The sequence below is a fragment of the Halorubrum sp. Eb13 genome, assembly GCF_002252895.1.
Taxonomy (GTDB): domain Archaea; phylum Halobacteriota; class Halobacteria; order Halobacteriales; family Haloferacaceae; genus Halorubrum.
Genome location: NZ_NHPE01000065.1, coordinates 1 through 18,874 on the forward strand (window position 1 = coordinate 1; position 18,874 = coordinate 18,874).

Genomic DNA, 18,874 nt, shown 5'->3' on the forward strand with positions numbered 1-18,874 from the left:
ATCAGAACGCGAAGCGTTCTGATGACGACGTAAGCACTGGAGGGAGTGAGCGAAGCGAACGACCGAAGTGCGTGGTTCGAGACGCCGGAGGCGTCTCGTCATCGCCGGAAATCAGAGATTTCCGGCTAGCAGTCAGAACGCAGAGCGTTCTGACGACATCACGAAAGGCGCTCCGCGCCTTTCGAACGACAACGAGCGTGCGCCGTCCTCGCGGCTGGGGCTTTGGAGGTGTTCACCGTTGATCCAGTATCAACCGTGTACCGCCGAGTGGCTGAGGATTTCGAGGTCTTCACCACGGCACCCGTAGCTTCCATTTATAAGCGATCGACTAAAACCTCTCAGTCGACCGCTCCACTGTCAACTACCTCCTATCGCTCGATTCCGCCCTGCTCTTTGATCCGCATGATGTGCCGGACGTTCAGGTAGATCTCCTCCGGGGAGGTCTGCTCTTCCGAATCGTACAGGTCCGACACGCGGTAGAGGATCGCCGAGAGCTGCTTGCTCTCTGAGCTGTCGCCGCGTACGTCGGCCGCGACCTCGCGGAGGAACGCGCGGACCTCGTCGTCGTCGGGGAACGCCTCGTCCGCCGCGTCGACGACCGGGTCGACGCCGGCGGCGTCGAGGGGGTCGGCGGGGTCGCCGCCCGTCGCGTCCCGTTCCCCGTCGCCGTCTGACTCGCTCCGTTCCCCGCTCATCGCCCTTCGCTCACCCCGCGTCGGCGCACGACGCCGGCGTTGTTCGCGACGTTCTCCACGATCACGCGGAACGCGTCGGCGGTCTCGCCCTCGCCGAGTACCACCGGCTCGCCCTCGTCGCCCCCGGTCCGGACCGCGGGGTCGAGCGGGACGCCGCCTAGGAAGGGGAGCTCGTGCTCCTGCGCCAGCGCCTTCCCGCCGCCGGAGCCGAAGATCTCGTGGAAGCCCCCGCAGTCGGGACAGCGGAACCCGGCCATGTTCTCGGCGATTCCGAGCACGTTCGTGTCGTGTTTGCCGAACATCCGGAGGCCTTTCACCGCGTCGTCGAGCGCGACCTCCTGCGGCGTCGTGACGATCACGGCGCCCGTCAGCGGGAGCGTCTGGAGGATGGTGAGCTGGGTGTCGCCCGTCCCCGGCGGCAGGTCCAACACGACGTAGTCCAGATCGCCCCACTCCACGTCCTCGACGAGCTGGGTGATGATCTTGTGGACCATCGGCCCGCGCCAGATGACGGGGTCGTCCTCGCCGGTGAGGAAGTCCATGCTCATCAGCTTCACGCCGAAGCGCTCGGGCGGAACGATCGTCTCCCCGTCGGTCTGCGGGCGCTCCTCGGCCGACACCATCCGCGGGACGTTCGGCCCGTACACGTCGGCGTCGAAGAGCCCGACGCGCGCGCCGAGCTCCGAGAGCCCCGCGGCGACGTTCACGGCCATCGTCGACTTGCCGACGCCGCCCTTCCCGGAGGCGACCGCGATCACGTTCTTCACGCCCGGAAGAACCTGCTCGTCCGCGTCCAGTTCGTCCGGGATCGACGCCGAAAGATCCACCTCGAACCCCGTGTCGGCGAGCGCGTCCCGGACGTCCTCGGCGATCGCCGACTCATGCGGCGAGAAGGGAGCGCCGAGCGCCAGCGACACGTGGACCGTGCCGCCGGTCCCGTCCGCCTCGGTCTCGACAGCCACGTCGTTCACGAGACCGAGCGAGACGATGTCGTCCCCGAGGTCGGGGTCCTCCACGCCCGCGAGCCGCTCCCGCACGTCCGCTTCGTTCATGCCCGGAGGGAGGGCGGTGGGGCGAATAAGGGTTCTGTCACCCGATCAGTCGACCCGCGTGCCGGCGTCCTCGCCGCGCAGAAACGGCGACAGCCCGTCGGCGCCGAACACGTACGCCGGCGCGTCGAGCGCCAAGAGCTCCCGCACCTTCGCCGCCATACCTCCGGAGACGTCGGTCGCGTCGCTCGCCCCGAGCGCGTCGGCGACCGCCTCGAAGGAGTCGATCGCGGGGATCACGTCGCCGTCGTCGTCGAGGACGCCCGGAACGGTCGAGCAGACGCCGACCCGTCGCGCGCCGAGCCCCGAAGCGAGCTCGACCACCAGCTCGTCGCCGGAGACGACGGTGACCCCCTCACCGGCGGTCGCGACGCCGTCGCCGTGAAGCACCGGGACGAACCCCTCGCCGAGCAGCGTCGCGGTCGAGCCGAGCGGCAGGTCGAGGTCGCCCTCGACCCCCTCTGGGCGGGCCGAGAGCGACAGCGGGTGGACCGGCACCGCGGGCACGTCGCGGTCGCGGAGCCGGTCGAGGACCGCCCCGTTTAGCGTCTTCATCGCGCCGTGGACTTCGGCCACCGCCGCCGGATCGCGGGTCCCCTCGCTCGTCGACACGCCGTGCTCGCTGGCGCGGTGGTGGCCGAAGCTCCCGCCGCCGTGGACGACGACGAGCCGGTCGACCGCCCCGTCGGCGAGGGCGTCGGCGACCGCGTCGCAGGCGGCCGCGAGCGCGTCGTCGTCGAGCGTCTCGGGCCGGTCCTTCTCAGTGATCAGGCTCCCGCCCAGCTTGAGCACGACGGGAGGCGCGGCGCCGTCGGAGACGCCGGCGGCGACGTCTCTTCCGTCCGCCTCGGTCGCCTCGCGGTCTGCGGTCACGGCTCCACCACACGAACGCCCTCGGTCGCCAACTCCGCGCGGAACGCGTCCTCGCAGCCCTGCGTGAACGAGAGCGCCGTCTCGGTAGCGTCGCTCTCGTCGAGCGCGACGATGCAGCCGCCGCCGCCCGCGCCCGTGAGCTTCGCCCCGTGCGCGCCCGCGTTCCGGGCGGCCCACACCATCGAGTCGAGCGACCGCGCCGAGACGCCGAGCGCGGAGAGCAGGCCGTGATTGAAGTCCATCAGCTCGCCGAGCTCCGCGAGCAGCTCCGCCGGCGGCTCGGCGTCGCCGGTCGGCTCCGAGCCGGAGCCGGGCGCGCCCTCGGCGACGGCGTCTGCCAGTAGCGCCTCACCGGTCCGGACGACGTCGCCGATCGACTCGACGGTGTCGGCGGCGAAGCCGTACTCCTCGCGGAGCTCGCCGACGCCGGCCACGAGCTCGCCGGTGTCGCCGGCGCCGCCGTCGAAGCCGACGACGAACGGGAGGTTCGGCGCCTCGATCGGCTCGCAGTCGTCGCCCTCGACGCGGACCGCGCCGCCCATCGTCGAGCAAAAGGTGTCGGCGCGGGAGGCCTGCCCGTCCTGCACCTCGTGCTCGGCGCGGTACGCGCGGTCGGCCAGCTCGCGGCGGTCGATCGGCTCCCCGAGCGCCCGCGTCGCGGCGTCGATGCCGGCGACGACGACGGCCGCGGAGGAGCCGAGCCCCGCCCCGAGCGGGATGTCGCTCTCGACCGTGATGTCGAAGCCGGCGTCCGGCGCGTCGGCCGCGTCCCGGGCCTGCCGCACCGCGGCGTCGACGTACCCCATCGCGGCCTCGACCAGCGGCGTCGGCACGTCGACGTCGGGGTGGTCGCCGGTGCCGCCGGAGTACTCCACCGTGAACCCGTTTAGCGAGAGGTCCTCGGCCTCGACGCGGACGTGGTCGTCCGACCGCGGTTCGGCGGTCACCGCGGCGCGTCGCTCGATCGCGGCCGGCACGGCCGGCTCGCCGTAGACGACGGCGTGTTCGCCGAAGAGGTACACCTTCCCCGGCGCTTCACAGACGGTCATACGAATCCCCTCTCTCCGGGGGCATACAGGCGTTGCGTTTGTCGGGTCGGCGTCCGGGCCCGCGGAGGCGAGACGGCGGGAGCCCCCTCCCGCCAGCTTTTCAGCATCGGCCCCCGTCGCGTTCGTCATGGCGCAGATACCGTCGCTGCTCGCGCGGTCGGTCACGAACTTCGTCGACGGCGTGGCCGTCGCGATTCCGCGGCTGCTGTCGGGACTGATCTTCCTCGCGCTGGCGTACGCGACGGTGCGGGTCGTCCTCTCGCTCGTCCGGACCTCGATCGATCGGATCTACGTCGGTGACCGCGAGCTCGTCGGCGACCTCATCACCACGCTCGTGGCGGTCTTCCTATGGTTCGGCGTCGCGCTGACGTTCCTGAAGGTCGTCGGCATGGGGGATATCGCGGCGAGCCTCGGCACCGCCGTCGGCTTCATCGCGCTCGGCGTCTCCTACGCGCTCTCCGAGATGATCGAGGACACCGTCGCCGGCGTCTATCTCCTCCGCGACCCCGACTTCAACGTGGGATACCGCGTCGAAGCGAAGGGCGTGGCCGGAACGGTCGCGGCCATCGAGCTCCGGAAGACCCGGATCGACACGGACGACGGTGACCGGATCGTGATGGCCAACCGGGAGATAGAGCCGCGCTGGACCCACGACGTGCCCGACGGGGAGCAGTAGTTTCGCGGTCCGGGCGAAGGATATTCACCCAATACTTATCAATTCTGTCTGAGATATCTGCGGTATGTCATCCCAAGTAGATGCGAGCGCCGAGGAAACGGTCGACGGAGACACGACACTCGCCGCGCTTTCGCACGCGTCGGCGCTGGTCGCCTCGTTCTTGGGGCCGCTGCTGTTCTTAGTGCTCGCGGACGACGACGACGAACTCGTCAAGCAGAACGCGAAGAACTCGCTCAACTTCCAGATCGTCGTCTTCATCGCGATGATCGTCTCGGGGCTGTTGACGGTCGTGCTCGTCGGCTTCCTGCTCCTCCCGTTGATCGGACTGCTCGACCTCGTGTTGGTCGTTATGGCCACGCTGAAGGCCAACGAAGGGCAGGTGTACTCGTACCCGTACACGCCGAACATCGTCTGAGGACCGCGGAACCCCTCTTTTACCGCGATAGCAACGGAGAAAGCGACGGCTCTGCGCTTTCGAAACGTCTTAAAAGTCGAACTCGACGTCGAAGACCGGTTACAGCTCGTCCTCGAAGTCGTCGAGGGCGAAGACGGTGTCGGCGCCGCGGCGGTCGAGCGTCTCGTTGGCGAGCAGCCAATAGACGACCGACAGCGCGCGTCGACCCTTGTTGTTCGTCGGGATGACGAGGTCGACGTTCGACAGCTGGTTGTTGGAGTCGCACATCGCGATGACCGGGATGCCGACGGTGATGGCCTCCTTGACGGCCTGCGCGTCGCCGATCGGGTCGGTCACCACGACGACGTCCGGTTCGATGTAGCCGGCGTAGTCGGGGTTCGTCAGCGTGCCGGGGATGAAGCGTCCCGTGCGGGCGCGGGCGCCGATGGCGTCCGCGAACTTCTCGGCCGGGAACCGGCCGTACTGCCGCGAGGACGTGACGAGGATCTGCTCCGGGTCGTAGTTGGAGAGGAAGTCCGCCGCGGTGCGGATCCGTTGGTCCGTCGTGCTCACGTCGAGCACGTACAACCCGTCGTCGCGGACGCGGTGGATGAACCGCTCCATGTCCTTCGTCTTCTGCTGGGTCCCGATGTGGACACCGGCGGAGAGGTAGTCCTCGACGGGGATCAGCAGGTCGACGTCGTCGTCGGGCATGACGTCGTCGTCGAACGGGGAGGCCTCCTCCTCGTCCGCCTCGTCGCCCTCGTCGGTCTCGGCGTCGGCGGGTGCCCCGTCGGCAGCCGCGTCGGCGGTCGGTTCCTCGGTCGTGTCGGCCTCCTCCTCGACCGCCGCGTCGACCGCCTCGGTCTCCGCGTCGTCGTCGAGTTCGACCGCGTCGTTGTCTTCGCTCATGCGTGGTGTGGGCCCGTCATACCGCGTCGTCCGCGATGCGGACCAGTTCGTTCAGCTTGGCGGTTCGCTCGCCGCCGACCGTGCCGGTCTTGATGAACCCGGCGTCGGTCGCCACGGCGAGGTGTGCGATGGTCGTGTCTTCCGTCTCGCCCGAGCGGTGGGAGATGACGGTCTCGTACCCGTTGCGGGCGGCGAGCTCGACCGCGTCGAACGCGTCCGACAGCGTCCCGATCTGGTTCGGCTTGATCAGGATGCTGTTGGCCGCGCCCGCGTCGATCCCCTCCTGGAGGCGCTCGACGTTGGTGACGAACAGGTCGTCGCCGCAGATCAGCGTCCGGTCGCCGACCCGGTCGGTCAGCTCCGCGAACGCCTCGTAGTCGTTCTCGTCGAGGGGGTCCTCGACGTACGCGAGGTCGTACTCGTCGACGAGGCCGGCGACGTACTCGACCTGCTCGTCGGTCGACTTGGTCTCGTCGCCGTACACGTACGCCTCGGAGTCGTCGTCGTACAGCTCGGCGGCGGCCATGTCGAGGCCGAAGCGGATCTCGAAGCCCACCTCGTCCTCGACCAGTTCGACCGCCTCTTCGACGACCTCGAACGCCTCCGCGTCCGAGATCGGGGGCGCCCACGCGCCCTCGTCGCCCTTCGCCGCGGGCACGCCGCGCTCGTCGAGCACGTCCGCGACCGCCGCGTGGACCGCGGCGTTCGCGAAGACGGCCTCCGAGACGCTCGGCGCGCCGACGGGGGCCGCGAGGAACTCCTGGATGTGGGTCGCCTCCTTGGCGTGCTCCCCGCCGCCGACGACGTTGCCGAGCGGGACCGGGAAGTTGCCGCCGCGGAACGCGCCCCCGAGGTGCTGGTACAGCGGCGCACCGAGCACGTCGGCGGCGGCCTTCGCGGTCGCCATCGAGATCGCGACGGCGCTGTTGGCGCCGATCGCGGAGAAGTCGTCCGTGCCGTCGGCCGCGCGGAGCGCGGCGTCGACGGCGCGCTGGTCGCCCGCGTACAGCCCCTCGAGACGGGGGACAGCGTGTTCGCGGGCCTTCGCGATCGACTCGCTCGCGGGGAGCTCGATCGCCTCGTACTCGCCGGTGGACGCCCCGCTGGGCGCCGCGCCGCGGCCGAAGCCGCCGGACTCGGTGAGCACGTCGGCCTCGACCGTGGCGTTCCCGCGGGAGTCGAGCACGCGACGCAGCGAGACGCTGGTGATGCGGGTCATCAGTTGGACTCCCTCCGGACCGTGAACGGGAGCACGCCCGCGTCGTACTCCTCCGCGGCGACGAGGATGGGCTCCGTCTGGTCCGTGTCGATCAGCACGGGCGCCCCGTACGACACCTGCAGCGCTCGCGCGCCGAGGATGCGTGCCTTCTCGTATCGATTGTATCGCTGTGTTGACATTGTTACTGGTACGGGGAGACGACGTCGACGAGGTCGCGATGGCTGACCATCATCCGGCGGCAGCAGTGCCGGTCGACCCCGAGCTCGTCGAGCACGTCGCCCGGGTCCTCTTCGCCCTCGCGGGCGCGCTCCTTGAACTCCTCCCAGTGTTCACCGATGACGTTGCCGCACGTGAAACACCGGACGGGAATCATCATGACTGGATCACCTCAGCGGTAGGACTTCTGGTAGCGGGCACGCGCGCCGGGTCCGCCCCACTTCTTGGGTTCGGACTGGCGCACGTCGTTGACCAGCAGCGTGCGGTCGAAGCTCATGTACGCGTCGCGCAGCTCGGCGTCGCCGAGGTGCTGGACGAGACCGCGCGCGATGGCGGTCCGCGTCGCGTCGGCCTGGCCGCTGAAGCCGCCGCCCTCGACGTTGATGTCGATGTCGACGCCGTCGCGGAGCTCCTCGCCCGCGATGCGGAACGGCTCCAGCATCTTGAGCCGCGCCTGTTCCGGTTCCACCAGCTCGACTGGCTGGGAGTTGATGCGAACGCGACCCTCGCCGTCGCGCACGGTGGCGCGGGCGACGGCCGTCTTCTTCTTGCCTGAGGTGTTAGTTACCATGTGACGTTGGCTCCCAGAGACTCGGAGATCTCCCCGAGCGTCGTGAACTTGATGTTCGAGAGGCGGTCGAGCGAGGTGCCGTCGAGGACGACGGTCTCGGCGTCCTCGTCGCGCTCGTAGGGGTTGCCCACGTAGACGCGGACGTTCGAGAACGCCTCGCGGCCGTCCTCCGTCTTGTACGGCAGCATGCCGCGGATGGCGCGCTTGAAGATCCGGTCGGGGCGCTTGGGGTAGTACGGCCCGCTGTCGGAGCCGAGCTCCGCGCGGGTGTGGTACGTCTCCATCGTCGCCTCTTCGTTGCCGGTGATGACCGCGTGTTCGGCGTTGACGACGGCGACCGTCTCGCCGTCGAGGACGCGCTGGGCGACCTTCGACGAGACGCGGCCGAGGATGCAGTCGCGGGCGTCGACGACGACGTCCGCGTCTATCTTCGCGAGACTCATCGGATCACCCGGACGTCGCTCCCTTCGGGGTTCTGTTGTACGAACTGTTCTAGCGACACCGCTTCGCCGGCCTGATCGATCTTCGTGCGGGCGGTGCCCGAGAAGTCGACGGCGGCGACGGTGACGTTCTTTTCGAGCACACCGCTGCCCAGCACCTTGCCGGGGACGACGACCGTCTCGTCTTCCTGAGCGTACCGTTCGATGCGGCCCAGGTTGACCTCAGCGTGCGTGCGCCGTGGCTTCTCCAGTCGGTCGGCGACGTCCTGCCACACGTTGGCACCGGAGTCGCGCGAGACCGACTTCAGATCGGCGATGAGGTTCTGTAGTTTCGGATTCGTCTTGCTACTCATAGCTGTCCCTCCTGAAGTGGAGAGTTAGTGAAAACGGAGTGCAGGGAGCAGGATTTGAACCTGCGGACCTCTACAGGACAGCGCCCTGAACGCTGCGCCGTTGGCCTGACTTGGCTATCCCTGCGTGCACTCCTGCGTAACCCGGCTCCCTTCAAACCACTTTCGGTCCCGCCGTCGGAACGACCCGACTCGAGTCCGAGGCGATCCGACGCGGCGTCGGATCGGGCAGCGGCGCCGCGGCTCCGTGCAGGGGCGAGCGCCGGCCGCGTGGTCTGAAGGTCCGTCATTACGTTAGACCGCGACTTTCGTCTGTAGTTCGTCCGCGCGCTCCTCGATGGAGTCGATCGCGCGGAGCAGCAGTTCCTCGACGCTGAACGACCCGTCCGTCTCGATGTGGAAGACGAACGCGCCGGGGACGTCCTCGATCGCGACCTCCTTGCCGGGGAACCGCTCCGAGAGGTCGTTGTCGAACTCGTCGGTGAGCTCTATCGAACCGTCGGGCGCCTCGATGACGCCGCGGAGGATCCGCGGCTCGTCGTCGTCGAACTCGCCGAGGTCGCCCTCGACCGAGACGCGCTGGAGGTGGCGGTAGCCGACGGAGACGCCGCCCTGGTGTTTGGCGTGCTCCTTGCCGGTGTTCAGCACCGCGTCCGCCTCGAACTCCAGCCGCTGTCCCTCCTTCAGCTCGATGATCGGCACGTTCTCGTCGGCGACTCCGACGAGCGGGTCCGCGCTCTCGATGTCGCCGGAGTACGCCGTCCCCGGTCCCTCGACGTCGAGCGCGAGGGTGACCTCGTCGCCGACCTCGAAGTCGTCGAGCGGCGTCGTCAGGGGCACCAGCCCCAGCCGAAGCCCGATCATCTCGTCGAACATGACGGAGGAGTTCTCGACGAACCGGACGGTGTCGATCGAGAACGTCGGGACGTCGGCGATCATCGCGCGGCGGATGCCGTTCGCGAACGCCGGGGTGAGCCCGCGGATAAGCACCCGCGCGCTGCGTTCGTCCCGTTCGACGTACTGAACGTCGAAGTCGTCTTCCGTCATGTCAGACTCGCTTGTTCTTTGGCGCCTTCGTCCCGTCGTGCGGGATGGGCGTGACGTCCTCGATCCGGCCGATCTCGACGCCCGCTCGCGAGAGCGCGCGGATCGTCGCCTGCGCACCGGGACCGGTGGACTTGTTGAGGTTGCCGCCGGGGCCGCGCACGCGAACGTGCACGCCCTCCAAGCCGGCGTCCTTGACGCGCTCGGCGACGACCTCCGCCATCTGCATGGCGGCGTACGGCGACGCCTCGTCGCGGTTCTGCTTCACCACGGTGCCGCCGGACGACTTGGCGATCGTCTCGGCGCCCGTCTCGTCGGTGACCGTGATGAGCGTGTTGTTGAACGACGCGTACACGTGGGCGATGCCCCACTTTCCGTCCTCGGATTCACTCATGGTTGGTTACTCCTGTGACTCCGCGCGCTCGGGGTGGAGATCGTCCGCGAGCGGGCTCGTCTCGTCGAAGGCGATGGCGCCTTCGTCGTCCACGTCGACCTTCACCGAGGGACGCGTGACGCGAGCGCCGTTGACGGTGATGTGGCCGTGGACGATGAACTGGCGGGCCTGCTGCGTCGAGGACGCGAACCCCTGCCGGTAGGCGACCGTCTGGAGACGGCGCTCGAGCAGGTCGGTCACGTCCAGCGAGAGGACCGCGGAGATGTCGTCGTTGTCGCTGAGGATACCGATGCGGCGGAGTCGCGCAACGAACTCCGCACCGGCATCCTGGGCGACGTCGACGTCACCCTGGGCCTCGCCGAGCAGGCGACGCGCCTCGCGTCGCATGCTGCGCAGCTCGGACTGGGCGCGCCAGAACTCCTCTTTGTTCTTCAGGCCGTACCGCGAGAGGAGGTCGGACTCCTCGGCGATGCGCTCGCCCTGGTACGGATGATTCGGCGTCTCGTAGCCCTTCGTGTTCTTACCGGTGCTCATTCCTCGTCACCCGCTTCGTCTTCCGCCATCTCCTCGCGGATCTCCTCGACGTTGACGCCGATGGTGCCCTCGGACCGACCCGTGGACTTCGTGCGCTGGCCGCGTACCTTCTGGCCGCGCTTGTGGCGAACGCCCTTGTACGATTCGATGACTTTCATCCGGTTGATGTCGTGACGGCGCTTCTCCTGGACGTCGGTGCCGACCAGGTGCGTCGTCTCTCCGGAGTAGAAGTCGTTCTGTCTATTCGTCATCCACGACGGGACGTGGTCTTCGAGGTTCTCGGCGATGTCGACCACCGCGTCGATGTCGCCCTCGTCGAGGAGACCGAACGTGGCGTTGCGATCCACGTCGGCCTTCTCGGCGACCAGCCGCGCCGTGCGCGTGCCGATGCCGTCGAGTTCGGACAGGCTTCGCTCGACCGTCTTCGTCCCGTCGAGGTCCGCGCCCCCGATCCGGACGAAGTACTGGAGGTCTTCCTCCTCCTCCGGCGAGTCGTCCTGTGATTCTTCCGTGCTCATGTGTTGGTTGTGGTGAGCCCTACCGGCGCGAATCCGGCGGTGCTCGGTCCGTTCGAGCGTTGCGGCGGGGATTCGAACCCCGGAGGCAGTGACGCCACAGAGTTAGCAACCCTGCGCCTTGGGCCAGGCTTGGCTACCGCAACTCGCGTCGTATCGTCGCCCTCGTGGACTCGGGACCCGGCGCCCCTGCAGTTCGTGCATCCGTACGGTCCCGCTTTCGCTACTTAAACATCACGGAAGGGCGGAGCGAATGCGCCCGGTTCGCACGGGTGTGAGAGGGTATCACGGTGGAACGGGGAGTCGCCGAGTCTGTCGCGGTCGGGCGGCTCCTTCCGGTCGCGACCGTGCGGCACCGTCCGGTGGAGATTGTGCGGCACCGTCCGGTGGAGATTGTGCGGCACCGTCCGGTCGCGACCGTGCGGCACCGTCCGGTGGAGGTCGTCGACCGCGCGCCCCGGGGGTTCCGTTTGGCGTACTGTTTAGTGGATGCCGCGGGTGCATCGACGCATGAAGGCCGTCCAGTTCGGTTCCCACGGCGACCGCGACGTGATCGAGTACGGCGAGTTCCCCGACCCGGAGCCCGACCGCGGCGAGGTCGTCGTCGACGTCAAGGCGGGCGCGCTCAATCACCTCGACATCTGGACCCGTCGCGGCCTGCCCGGTGTCGACCTGGAGATGCCCCACATTCCCGGCAGCGACGCGGCCGGCGTCGTTGAGGCGGTCGGCGAGGGCGTGACGCGGTTCGAGCCCGGCGACCGCGTCGCCGTGAGCGCCGGCGTCTCCTGCGGCGAGTGCGAGTTCTGCCGCCACGGCGAGGAGTCGCTGTGCCCCTCGTTCCACATCATCGGGGAGCACGTCCGGGGCGTCCACGCCGAGAAGGCGACCGTCCCGAGCGAGAACCTGGTCCCCGTCCCCTCGGGCGTCGACTGGGAGGTCGCCGGCTCCGCCTCGCTGGTCTTCCAGACCGCCTGGCGGATGCTCCAGACTCGCGCGGACATCGAGGCGGGAGAGAAGGTGCTCGTGCTCGGCGCCTCCGGCGGCGTCGGCCACGCCGCGGTCCAGATCGCCGACCACGCGGGCTGTGAGGTGTTCGCGACCGCCTCCAGCGAGGAGAAGCTCTCGCACGCCGAGGCGTGCGGCGCCGATCACGTCATCGACTACGAGGCGAACGACTTCGCCGAGGAGATCGCGGGGCTCACCGGCCGCCGGGGCGTCGACGTCGTCGTCGACCACGTCGGCGAGGCGACCTACCCGAACTCCCTGAAGTCGATGGCGAAGGGCGGCCGGCTGGTCACCTGCGGGGCGACGACCGGACCGAACCCGGACGCGGAGCTCAACCGCATCTTCTGGAACCAGCTCTCCGTCATCGGGTCGACGATGGCGACGCCCGGCGAGGTCGACGACGTCCTCGAACTCGTCTGGGACGGCACCTTCGACCCGGCCGTCCGCGAGACGCTTCCGATGAGCGAGGCCGCGCGCGCCCACGAGATGATAGAGAACCGTGAGGGCTTTGGCAAAGTAGTGATTAAACCGGACAGTGAGCTCTGAGACCGACGCGGACGGGAGCACGGGCGGCTACGTCCACGTCCCCGACTCCGAGACCGACGGCGAAGGCGAGGGCGCCGTGGGCGTCGCCGACCCCGCCGCGTCGGAACCGGGCGCGGGCGATCCGGGGACCGACGAGCCGACCGCCGACGGCTTCGGCCGACGGGGATGGGCCCTGACGGCCGTCCTGTTCACCTGCGTCCTCGTCATCCCCGGCGTCATCTACCTCTACCCGTACGCCGCGGGCTGGTTCGGGCTCCCATTCTTCGCGACGTACCTCGCGCTCCCGCTCGTCCCCGCGGTCCTGCTCGGGCTGGTCGCCGTCTGGTCGATGACCGCGGCGACGCGAGACCGGTAGCGAGGGCGACGCGATCTCCCGACGCCGCCGGCCGCGAGCGCCGAACGACAACCGTTTTGAACGACACCCGCGCAGTAGCGATATGTTGATCACCGTCTCCGGCCCGCCGGGCAGCGGGAAGAGCACGAACGCCGCGGGACTCGCCGGTCGACTCGGCTTAGAGCACGTCTCCGGCGGCGACATCTTCCGCGAGATGGCGGCCGACCGCGACATGACGCCGGTCGAGTTCAACGAGTTCGCGGAGGAGGACCCGCAGTTCGACCGCAAGCTCGACCGGCGCCTCCGGGAGATCGCGACGACCCGCGACGAGTTGGTCCTGGAGTCGCGGCTCGCCGGGTGGCTCGCCGCCGATCACGCCGACTTCCGGTTCTGGTTCGACGCCCCGCTCTCGGTCCGCGCCGAGCGGATCGCCGACCGGGAGTCGAAGCCCGTCGACCGCGCGAGGACCGAGACGAGGCGTCGCGAGGACTCCGAACGCAAACGGTACGGGGAGTTCTACGGCATCGACATCGACGACCTCTCCATCTACGACGCCGCGTACAACACCGCCCGCTGGAGCCCCGACAGCTTCCTCGACGTGCTCGTCGCCACCGTCGAGGCGTACGACCCCGATGACGACGAGGGGAAGGCGCCCATCGAGGGCGTGACCTACGACTTCTGAGCCGCGACCGCACGCAATCTCCCAATGACCGACACAGCCGACGACACACCCGATCCCGCGGACGACCCCCTTCGGGCACCGCCCGGCGAGCGCACGGTGCCCGAGCTGCTCCGATTCGGCGTCGTCAACGTCGACAAACCCGCAGGCCCGTCTTCCCACCAGCTCTCGGCGTGGGTGCGCGACGCGATCAACGACGCCCTCGCCGCGCTCGATCCCGAGGGCGAGCCGATCGACGGCGTCGCCCACGCCGGCACCCTCGACCCGAAGGTCACCGGCTGTCTGCCGACGCTCACCGGCGACGCGACGAGGGCGGCGCAGGTCTTCTTGGAGGGGACGAAAGAGTACGTCGCCGTCCTCGATCTCCACGGGTCGCCCCCGAGCGACTTCCGCGAGGTCGTCGGCGAGTTCGAGGCGCAGATCTACCAGAAGCCGCCGCGGAAGAGCGCCGTGACCCGCCGGCTCAGGACTCGAACGATCCACGACCTCGACGTCCTCGAAGTCCGGGACCGGCAGGCGCTCCTCCGTATCCGGTGTGAGTCGGGGACGTACGTCCGGAAGCTGTGTCACGACGTCGGCCTCGCGACGGGAGTGGGCGCCCACATGGGCCACCTCCGCCGGACCGCCACCGACCCGTTCGACGACGGCGACCTCCACGCGCTCCAGGACCTCGTCGACGGCCTCGCGTGGGCTCGTGAGGGCGACGAGTCGCTGCTCCGCGAAGTCGTCCGGCCGGCGGAGGACGCCCTGGTCCACCTCCCGTCGGTGACGGTCGCGCCGTCGGCCGCGCGGAACGTCGCCACCGGCGCGCCGGTGTACGCGCCCGGCGTCATCGACGCGGACGCGGACGCCCGATCGATAGACCCGTCGGCGGGATCCGACGACCGGCCGCTCGTCGCGTGCCACACGCCCGACGGCGTCGCGGTCTGTCTCGGCCGGCTCGTCGGCGACCCCGACGCCGAGTCCGGCGTCGTCGTCTCGCTGGAACGCGTGCTTTTATAATCGCGCCGTCGCGGGTCGGGGTATGGACGAGAGCGAAGGGAGCGGGCCCGACGGCGACGATTCCGAGGACGGCGACTCCGGTGAGCGCGGCGGTCGACCGGTCTCCCTCGGCACCGCGAGCGCCGCCCCGGGCGAGGTCGCCCGGGGGTGGTTCGAGGTCGCGGAGCTGCCGACGGGCGCCGCCGAGCGGCTCCCGGTCGTCGTCGCGAACGGGTCGGGAGACGGGCCCGTGCTGTGGCTCACCGGCGGCGTCCACGGCGACGAGGCGACCGGCGTCGCCGTCGTGCAGGACGCCATCGCGACGCTCGCAGAGGACGCCCTCGCGGCGCTCGCCGGCGCGGTCGTCGCGGTACCGGTCGTCTCGCCCGCCGGTCTCAGACGGAACTCGCGCCACACGTACTACGACGACGAGGACCCGAACCGTCACTTCCCGGACGCCGACGCGGAGTCCGCGCGGCCGCCGAAGCTACAGGAGCGGATCGACGCCAGGCTGTACGCCGCGATCACGGGCGAGACGGTCGAGGGCGCCGTCGAGGGTCCGGCGAGCGCGGGCCGCAACGGGTCGGGCCGCGAGCCGGTCGACCCCCCGGTCGCGGAGCCCGCGGGAACGGGCGTCGTCGCCGACGCCCTGATCGACTGTCACACCGCGGGCGTCGCCAGCGAACCGTTCGCGATCCGCGACCGCGTGCTGTACGGGGAGCGCCGCAGCGAGGACGACGCGGTCGCGCTCTCGGACGAGCTCGGGCGGCTCGTCGACGCCTTCGGCTTCCCGACGCTGCGCGAGTACCCGGCCGCGGAGTACGTCGAGGAGAACCTGCAGCGCTCGACCGCGGGCGCCGTGCTCAACGAGGCCGGAATCCCCGCGTTCACCGCGGAACTCGGCGCGCACAGCGTCGTCGACGACGCGCTCGTCGAGGCCGGCGTCGCGGGGGTGTTCGCGGTCGCGGTCGAGATGGGGATCCTCGCGGCCGAGGACGTTCCGGACTCCGTGGGGAGGCCGATCGACCGCCCCACCCCCGCGCCGGTCGAGTTCCCGGTCCGTCGCTTCCGCGGCCCGACGACCGACGTCTCCGGGCTGATCCGTCACCGCGTCGCCGCGGGCGACGCGTTCGCAGGGGGCGACGTCCTCGCCGACGTGGTCTCGGCGACCGGTGAGCGCCGCGGGACCGTCCGCGCCGACCGCGACGGCTACGTGCTCGGCCGCGCCGAGGGATTGGCGGTCTACGAGGGCGACCCGATCGGGAACCTCGCGGTACGCGACGACGGCGACCTCGTGGTCCCGCGCGAGGACGACGACGAGTGAAGCGAAGTCCTTAATTACCGCACTCTCATTTCTCCGCGTGCAGACAGGGACCGTGGGGTAGTGGTATCCTATGCGGATGGGGTCCGTATGACCTGAGTTCGACTCTCAGCGGTCCCACTTCGACTTCTCAAACAGTTAGCGGCGCCGCTGTCGCCGAGAGGCCCTCTCAGACCCCTTCCACGAGCCGTTCCAGCTGTTCGGGCGGCACCGCGCCCCGGGCCGTGCGTCCGTCCTACCTGAACGTCGGGACGCCGGAGACCGCCGCGTCCCGCGCGTCGGAGAAGTCGCTCCGGAGCCGGTCGCGCCGCTCCTCGTCGGCGATCGCGGTCCGTATTTCGTCGGCGTCCAGCCCCGCGTCCTCGGCGAGGTCGGCCAGCACGTCGGCGTCGCCGATGTCCCGTCCGTCTACCCAGAGCGCCTCGAATATCGCCTCGTCGAAGTCGGGCCACCGGTCCCGGCGCTCCTCGCTCACGTGCAGCGAGGCGACCTGCGCGTCGAACGAGTCCACGCGCTCGGGGAGGTCGTCGAGGTCGAGCATCGCCTCGGCGTCGTACCGATCTCGGAGGCGGTCCACGTCCCGTCGGACCCGCTCGAAGTACTCGTCGTCTTTCCCGTCGTCGATCGAGTGGATGACCTCGCCATCGGGACCGCGCTTGTGCCTCCGGCGGTCGTACGGGTGCCAGTCGATATCGAGATCGCGCTCCCGCGTCTCCCGGTACGCCGCCAAGGACCGGCGGCCGAGGTAGCAGAACGGGCAGACGTAATCCGACTAGATCGTGACGACGGCCTCGTCCGAACTCATTACCGCGGGCGGTCGGGTGCCGACTGAATTCCGGTACCGGAGGGTCCGACCGGACCCGTTACGACAGGAAGTCGGTCAGGTGCTCGGTGAACGCCGCGGGCCGGTCCTCCGGGACCCAGTGGTTGGCCTCGAGGCCGACGAGTTCGCAGGAGTCGATATCGGCTTCGAGCCGCTCGGCCCACTCGATCGGCTGGAACTCGTCTTCCGTCCCCCACAACAGGAGCGTGTCGGCGGTCACGTCTCGGGGGTCGATCTCCGTCGTGTGGCTGGTGTTCGTCGCGCTCGCGTTGCGGACGACGCTCGTGACGCCCTCCTCGCTGGCCCACGGCGCCGTCATTCCCTCGAGGAACGCCTCGTCGTGGTCGTCGCCGAGGAGCGTGTCCCGAAACAGCGCGTCGAGCATCCCCTGCAGCTCCTCAACGCTCGTCTCCCGTGCCGTCTCGGGGAGGCCGAGGTCGGTGATCGTCCCGATCGGCCACGAGTCGTAGGCGACGGAGTTCGACAGCACCAGCCGGTCGACGGCGTCCGGGGTCCGCACCGCGTAGCGCAGCCCGACGCCGCCGCCGAGGTCGTGGCCGACGAAGTCGATCGCGTCGAACCCGAGTTCGTCGACGAGCCCGCGGACTGCGAGCTCTTGGGCGCGAATCGACCGGTCGAACCCGTCGCGCATCGCCGACCCGCCGTAGCCGATCATGTCCGGTGCGATCGCGCGCCGCTCGGTCGCGATCGCCTCGAACTGGTCGCGGAAGAGGTACGAGTTCGTCGGGATCCCGTGGAGGAACACGACCGGATCCCCCGTCCCCTCGTCTCGGTACGCCATCTCGACCTCGTGGTCGTCGACCGCGACGGTCGTCCGCTCCTGTGCGTCCGTCCAGTCGGCGTACGTCGTCGTCATCGCGGTTTCACCTCCGTGGGGGTTCGGCCCAATGGGAGAAATGCGTGGTGCGTAGTAGCAGCGATACGCACAACCGAGCGGAGCGCGAGCGGGGACGCCGTCGCCCCGGGGAAGCGCCCACCGCCTCCCACCGCTCCGGAACCACTAAACGCCGCACCGACCTACCGCGGGTAATGGCTGATTGGACGGAGAAGTACCGCCCGAGCACCCTCTCGGAGGTCCGCGGCAACGACAAGGCCCGCGACGCGTTCGCGGAGTGGGCTCGCTCGTGGGACGACCACCGCGAGGCCGTCGTGCTCCACGGGAGCCCGGGCGTCGGGAAGACGAGCGCGGCCCACGCGCTGGCGAGCGACATGGGCTGGGAGACGGTCGAACTGAACGCCTCGGACCAGCGCACCGCCGACGTCATCGAGCGCTTCGCGGGGCGGGCCGCCCGCAACGCCACCCTCGGCGGGAGCGCGGCCGGCGGCGGCGCGACCGGCGGGGACACGGCCTCCCGCCAGCTCGTCATCCTCGACGAGGCCGACAACATCCACGGCAACTACGACCGCGGCGGCGCCTCGGCGATCACGAAGCTCGTCAAGGAGTCGGGCCAGCCGATCGTCCTCATCGCCAACGACTACTACGACATGGCGCGCGGGCTGCGCGACGCCACTCAAGAGATCGAGTTCCGCGACGTCTCCGCGCGCTCCATCGTTCCCGTCCTCCGCGACGTCTGTCGCAAGGAGGGAATCGAGTTCGAGTCCGACGCGCTCGAGCGGATCGCCGAGCGGAACCGCGGCGACCTCCGCGGCGCGATCAACGACCTGCAGGCGGCCACGGAGGGGCGGGACTCGATCGCGATCGAAGACGTGGTCACCGGCGACCGCGACAAGGCGCTCGGGCTGTTCCCGTTCCTCGACGCGGTCCTCAAAGAGGAGTCGGCGGAGGAGGCGCTGCAGTCGGCGTACGCCGTCGACGAGACCCCCGACGACCTCACGAAGTGGATCGAGAACAACGTCCTCGACGTGTACGAGCCGTCGGAGGCGGTCCGGGCGTACGACTTCCTCGCGAACGCCGACGTGTGGCTGGGTCGCGTGCGCGCCACGCAGAACTACACCTACTGGCGCTACGCGACCGACAACGCGGCCGCCGGGGTCGCCGCCGCCCGCGACGGGGAGAAGGGCGGGTGGACCCGCTACGGTCGCCCGCAGTTCTGGAGCTCCTCGGACGCGACCGCCGACGAGGTGGTCGGACAGATCGCGGCCGCCAGCGGCTGCAGTATCGCCACCGCTCGCCGCGAGGTGCTCCCCTTCTTGCAGACGGTCACGCACCACTGCAAGCCGCGCGAGCTGACGGTCGCGATGGCGGCGGCCTACGACCTCGACGAGGCGGGCG

The 18,874-nt window shown here is 69.7% G+C and carries 24 protein-coding genes, 3 tRNA genes and 1 pseudogene; 9 read left to right on the top strand and 19 right to left on the bottom strand.

The genetic code is table 11. From position 1 onward, the window contains the following. Positions 1-368 precede the first annotated feature (368 nt). The 4 genes from DJ75_RS07545 to mvk form a co-directional block, all read right to left on the bottom strand. Positions 369-695: a hypothetical protein gene (locus tag DJ75_RS07545; RefSeq protein WP_094523901.1), complete on the bottom strand. Its 327-nt coding sequence runs from the start codon at positions 693-695 to the stop codon at positions 369-371. After that, the gene (locus DJ75_RS07550; RefSeq protein ID WP_094523902.1) at positions 692-1,747 is read right to left on the bottom strand and encodes an Mrp/NBP35 family ATP-binding protein; all 1,056 of its coding nucleotides are present in this window, start codon (positions 1,745-1,747) and stop codon (positions 692-694) included. The genes DJ75_RS07545 and DJ75_RS07550 overlap by 4 nt, the downstream gene beginning before the upstream one ends. 45 nt (positions 1,748-1,792) lie before the next feature. Next, the gene (locus DJ75_RS07555) at positions 1,793-2,536 is read right to left on the bottom strand and encodes an isopentenyl phosphate kinase (RefSeq protein WP_254921555.1); all 744 of its coding nucleotides are present in this window, start codon (positions 2,534-2,536) and stop codon (positions 1,793-1,795) included. A gap of 77 nt (positions 2,537-2,613) precedes the next feature. Beyond that, the gene (gene mvk / locus DJ75_RS07560) at positions 2,614-3,666 is read right to left on the bottom strand and encodes a mevalonate kinase (RefSeq protein WP_094523904.1); all 1,053 of its coding nucleotides are present in this window, start codon (positions 3,664-3,666) and stop codon (positions 2,614-2,616) included. A gap of 127 nt (positions 3,667-3,793) precedes the next feature. Between mvk and DJ75_RS07565 the strand changes: the two genes are divergently transcribed. Both DJ75_RS07565 and DJ75_RS07570 read left to right on the top strand, forming a co-directional pair. Then, positions 3,794-4,342: a mechanosensitive ion channel domain-containing protein gene (locus tag DJ75_RS07565; RefSeq protein ID WP_094523905.1), complete on the top strand. Its 549-nt coding sequence runs from the start codon at positions 3,794-3,796 to the stop codon at positions 4,340-4,342. Positions 4,343-4,406: 64 nt separating this feature from the next. Further along, a complete protein-coding gene (locus DJ75_RS07570; protein ID WP_094523906.1) occupies positions 4,407-4,757 on the top strand; it encodes a DUF4870 domain-containing protein in 351 nt (116 codons plus the stop codon). A 99-nt stretch (positions 4,758-4,856) separates the two neighbouring features. On the opposite strand, the gene rpsB is transcribed toward DJ75_RS07570, so the two are convergent. The 13 genes from rpsB to DJ75_RS07635 all read right to left on the bottom strand — a co-directional run bounded on the left by rpsB (position 4,857) and on the right by DJ75_RS07635 (position 11,077). After that, the gene (gene rpsB / locus DJ75_RS07575) at positions 4,857-5,648 is read right to left on the bottom strand and encodes a 30S ribosomal protein S2 (RefSeq protein WP_094523907.1); all 792 of its coding nucleotides are present in this window, start codon (positions 5,646-5,648) and stop codon (positions 4,857-4,859) included. Positions 5,649-5,664: 16 nt separating this feature from the next. Further along, positions 5,665-6,867 (bottom strand): phosphopyruvate hydratase, encoded by a 1,203-nt coding sequence (gene eno / locus DJ75_RS07580; RefSeq protein ID WP_094523908.1) that lies wholly within the window; start codon positions 6,865-6,867, stop codon positions 5,665-5,667. After that, positions 6,867-7,046 carry a DNA-directed RNA polymerase subunit K gene (locus DJ75_RS07585; RefSeq protein ID WP_094523909.1) on the bottom strand — a complete coding sequence of 60 codons (180 nt, stop codon included), beginning with the start codon at positions 7,044-7,046 and terminating at the stop codon, positions 6,867-6,869. The genes eno and DJ75_RS07585 overlap by 1 nt, the downstream gene beginning before the upstream one ends. A gap of 2 nt (positions 7,047-7,048) precedes the next feature. After that, positions 7,049-7,243 (bottom strand): DNA-directed RNA polymerase subunit N, encoded by a 195-nt coding sequence (locus tag DJ75_RS07590; protein WP_094523910.1) that lies wholly within the window; start codon positions 7,241-7,243, stop codon positions 7,049-7,051. 12 nt (positions 7,244-7,255) lie between these two features. Then, the gene (locus DJ75_RS07595; protein WP_094523911.1) at positions 7,256-7,654 is read right to left on the bottom strand and encodes a 30S ribosomal protein S9; all 399 of its coding nucleotides are present in this window, start codon (positions 7,652-7,654) and stop codon (positions 7,256-7,258) included. Next, positions 7,648-8,097: a 50S ribosomal protein L13 gene (locus DJ75_RS07600; RefSeq protein WP_094523912.1), complete on the bottom strand. Its 450-nt coding sequence runs from the start codon at positions 8,095-8,097 to the stop codon at positions 7,648-7,650. Before DJ75_RS07600 ends, DJ75_RS07595 begins: the two co-directional genes overlap by 7 nt. Next, complete coding sequence (locus DJ75_RS07605) at positions 8,094-8,447, bottom strand: 50S ribosomal protein L18e (RefSeq protein ID WP_094523913.1); 354 nt, start codon at positions 8,445-8,447, stop codon at positions 8,094-8,096. Before DJ75_RS07605 ends, DJ75_RS07600 begins: the two co-directional genes overlap by 4 nt. Before the next feature lie 39 nt (positions 8,448-8,486). Beyond that, a tRNA-Leu gene (locus tag DJ75_RS07610) sits at positions 8,487-8,571 on the bottom strand. Positions 8,572-8,738: 167 nt separating this feature from the next. Beyond that, positions 8,739-9,491 (bottom strand): DNA-directed RNA polymerase subunit D, encoded by a 753-nt coding sequence (locus DJ75_RS07615; RefSeq protein WP_094523914.1) that lies wholly within the window; start codon positions 9,489-9,491, stop codon positions 8,739-8,741. Between the two features lies 1 nt (position 9,492). Further along, entirely contained in the window at positions 9,493-9,882 is a 390-nt protein-coding gene (locus DJ75_RS07620; RefSeq protein WP_004046448.1) for a 30S ribosomal protein S11, read from the bottom strand. 6 nt (positions 9,883-9,888) lie between these two features. After that, entirely contained in the window at positions 9,889-10,416 is a 528-nt protein-coding gene (locus tag DJ75_RS07625) for a 30S ribosomal protein S4 (protein ID WP_094523915.1), read from the bottom strand. After that, on the bottom strand, positions 10,413-10,934 hold the full coding sequence (locus DJ75_RS07630; RefSeq protein WP_094523916.1) for a 30S ribosomal protein S13: 522 nt from the start codon (positions 10,932-10,934) through the stop codon (positions 10,413-10,415). The genes DJ75_RS07625 and DJ75_RS07630 overlap by 4 nt, the downstream gene beginning before the upstream one ends. 57 nt (positions 10,935-10,991) lie before the next feature. Continuing rightward, positions 10,992-11,077: transfer RNA gene (locus tag DJ75_RS07635), tRNA-Ser, on the bottom strand. 364 nt (positions 11,078-11,441) lie between these two features. Between DJ75_RS07635 and DJ75_RS07645 the strand changes: the two genes are divergently transcribed. From DJ75_RS07645 to DJ75_RS07670, 6 genes are all read left to right on the top strand, one after another. Further along, on the top strand, positions 11,442-12,482 hold the full coding sequence (locus tag DJ75_RS07645) for a zinc-binding dehydrogenase (protein WP_094523917.1): 1,041 nt from the start codon (positions 11,442-11,444) through the stop codon (positions 12,480-12,482). Further along, complete coding sequence (locus tag DJ75_RS07650) at positions 12,472-12,837, top strand: hypothetical protein (protein ID WP_094523918.1); 366 nt, start codon at positions 12,472-12,474, stop codon at positions 12,835-12,837. The genes DJ75_RS07645 and DJ75_RS07650 overlap by 11 nt, the downstream gene beginning before the upstream one ends. An 82-nt stretch (positions 12,838-12,919) precedes the next feature. Beyond that, complete coding sequence (gene cmk / locus DJ75_RS07655; RefSeq protein WP_094523919.1) at positions 12,920-13,498, top strand: (d)CMP kinase; 579 nt, start codon at positions 12,920-12,922, stop codon at positions 13,496-13,498. 24 nt (positions 13,499-13,522) lie between these two features. Continuing rightward, positions 13,523-14,497, top strand: coding sequence for an RNA-guided pseudouridylation complex pseudouridine synthase subunit Cbf5 (locus tag DJ75_RS07660; protein WP_094523920.1), 975 nt, complete (start codon positions 13,523-13,525; stop codon positions 14,495-14,497). A gap of 22 nt (positions 14,498-14,519) precedes the next feature. After that, positions 14,520-15,800 (top strand): succinylglutamate desuccinylase/aspartoacylase family protein, encoded by a 1,281-nt coding sequence (locus tag DJ75_RS07665; protein WP_094523921.1) that lies wholly within the window; start codon positions 14,520-14,522, stop codon positions 15,798-15,800. 46 nt (positions 15,801-15,846) lie between these two features. Next, positions 15,847-15,917: transfer RNA gene (locus tag DJ75_RS07670), tRNA-Pro, on the top strand. A 49-nt stretch (positions 15,918-15,966) separates the two neighbouring features. Here the strand turns inward: DJ75_RS07670 and DJ75_RS07675 are convergent. Together DJ75_RS07675 and DJ75_RS07680 are read right to left on the bottom strand one after the other, a co-directional pair. Further along, positions 15,967-16,569: pseudogene (locus DJ75_RS07675) on the bottom strand (DsbA family protein); the annotation flags it as partial. A gap of 91 nt (positions 16,570-16,660) precedes the next feature. Continuing rightward, positions 16,661-17,497, bottom strand: coding sequence for an alpha/beta fold hydrolase (locus DJ75_RS07680; RefSeq protein WP_094523922.1), 837 nt, complete (start codon positions 17,495-17,497; stop codon positions 16,661-16,663). A 173-nt stretch (positions 17,498-17,670) separates the two neighbouring features. Between DJ75_RS07680 and DJ75_RS07685 the strand changes: the two genes are divergently transcribed. Next, on the top strand, positions 17,671-18,874 hold a 1,204-nt coding region (locus tag DJ75_RS07685), incomplete at its 3' end, for a replication factor C large subunit (protein WP_094523923.1).

What these genes read in the sequence shown, in the direction of transcription:
- DJ75_RS07615 (WP_094523914.1), bottom strand. Translation starts at nt 9,491, where the DNA reads ATGACGGAAGACGACTTCGACGTTCAGTACGTCGAACGGGACGAACGC.
- DJ75_RS07600 (WP_094523912.1), bottom strand. Translation starts at nt 8,097, where the DNA reads ATGAGTCTCGCGAAGATAGACGCGGACGTCGTCGTCGACGCCCGCGAC.
- DJ75_RS07660 (WP_094523920.1), top strand. Translation starts at nt 13,523, where the DNA reads ATGACCGACACAGCCGACGACACACCCGATCCCGCGGACGACCCCCTT.
- DJ75_RS07585 (WP_094523909.1), bottom strand. Translation starts at nt 7,046, where the DNA reads ATGTCAACACAGCGATACAATCGATACGAGAAGGCACGCATCCTCGGC.
- rpsB (WP_094523907.1), bottom strand. Translation starts at nt 5,648, where the DNA reads ATGAGCGAAGACAACGACGCGGTCGAACTCGACGACGACGCGGAGACC.
- DJ75_RS07665 (WP_094523921.1), top strand. Translation starts at nt 14,520, where the DNA reads ATGGACGAGAGCGAAGGGAGCGGGCCCGACGGCGACGATTCCGAGGAC.
- DJ75_RS07590 (WP_094523910.1), bottom strand. Translation starts at nt 7,243, where the DNA reads ATGATGATTCCCGTCCGGTGTTTCACGTGCGGCAACGTCATCGGTGAA.
- eno (WP_094523908.1), bottom strand. Translation starts at nt 6,867, where the DNA reads ATGACCCGCATCACCAGCGTCTCGCTGCGTCGCGTGCTCGACTCCCGC.
- mvk (WP_094523904.1), bottom strand. Translation starts at nt 3,666, where the DNA reads ATGACCGTCTGTGAAGCGCCGGGGAAGGTGTACCTCTTCGGCGAACAC.
- DJ75_RS07630 (WP_094523916.1), bottom strand. Translation starts at nt 10,934, where the DNA reads ATGAGCACGGAAGAATCACAGGACGACTCGCCGGAGGAGGAGGAAGAC.
- DJ75_RS07605 (WP_094523913.1), bottom strand. Translation starts at nt 8,447, where the DNA reads ATGAGTAGCAAGACGAATCCGAAACTACAGAACCTCATCGCCGATCTG.
- cmk (WP_094523919.1), top strand. Translation starts at nt 12,920, where the DNA reads ATGTTGATCACCGTCTCCGGCCCGCCGGGCAGCGGGAAGAGCACGAAC.
- DJ75_RS07545 (WP_094523901.1), bottom strand. Translation starts at nt 695, where the DNA reads ATGAGCGGGGAACGGAGCGAGTCAGACGGCGACGGGGAACGGGACGCG.
- DJ75_RS07645 (WP_094523917.1), top strand. Translation starts at nt 11,442, where the DNA reads ATGAAGGCCGTCCAGTTCGGTTCCCACGGCGACCGCGACGTGATCGAG.
- DJ75_RS07625 (WP_094523915.1), bottom strand. Translation starts at nt 10,416, where the DNA reads ATGAGCACCGGTAAGAACACGAAGGGCTACGAGACGCCGAATCATCCG.
- DJ75_RS07565 (WP_094523905.1), top strand. Translation starts at nt 3,794, where the DNA reads ATGGCGCAGATACCGTCGCTGCTCGCGCGGTCGGTCACGAACTTCGTC.
- DJ75_RS07550 (WP_094523902.1), bottom strand. Translation starts at nt 1,747, where the DNA reads ATGAACGAAGCGGACGTGCGGGAGCGGCTCGCGGGCGTGGAGGACCCC.
- DJ75_RS07680 (WP_094523922.1), bottom strand. Translation starts at nt 17,497, where the DNA reads ATGACGACGACGTACGCCGACTGGACGGACGCACAGGAGCGGACGACC.
- DJ75_RS07570 (WP_094523906.1), top strand. Translation starts at nt 4,407, where the DNA reads ATGTCATCCCAAGTAGATGCGAGCGCCGAGGAAACGGTCGACGGAGAC.
- DJ75_RS07595 (WP_094523911.1), bottom strand. Translation starts at nt 7,654, where the DNA reads ATGGTAACTAACACCTCAGGCAAGAAGAAGACGGCCGTCGCCCGCGCC.
- DJ75_RS07620 (WP_004046448.1), bottom strand. Translation starts at nt 9,882, where the DNA reads ATGAGTGAATCCGAGGACGGAAAGTGGGGCATCGCCCACGTGTACGCG.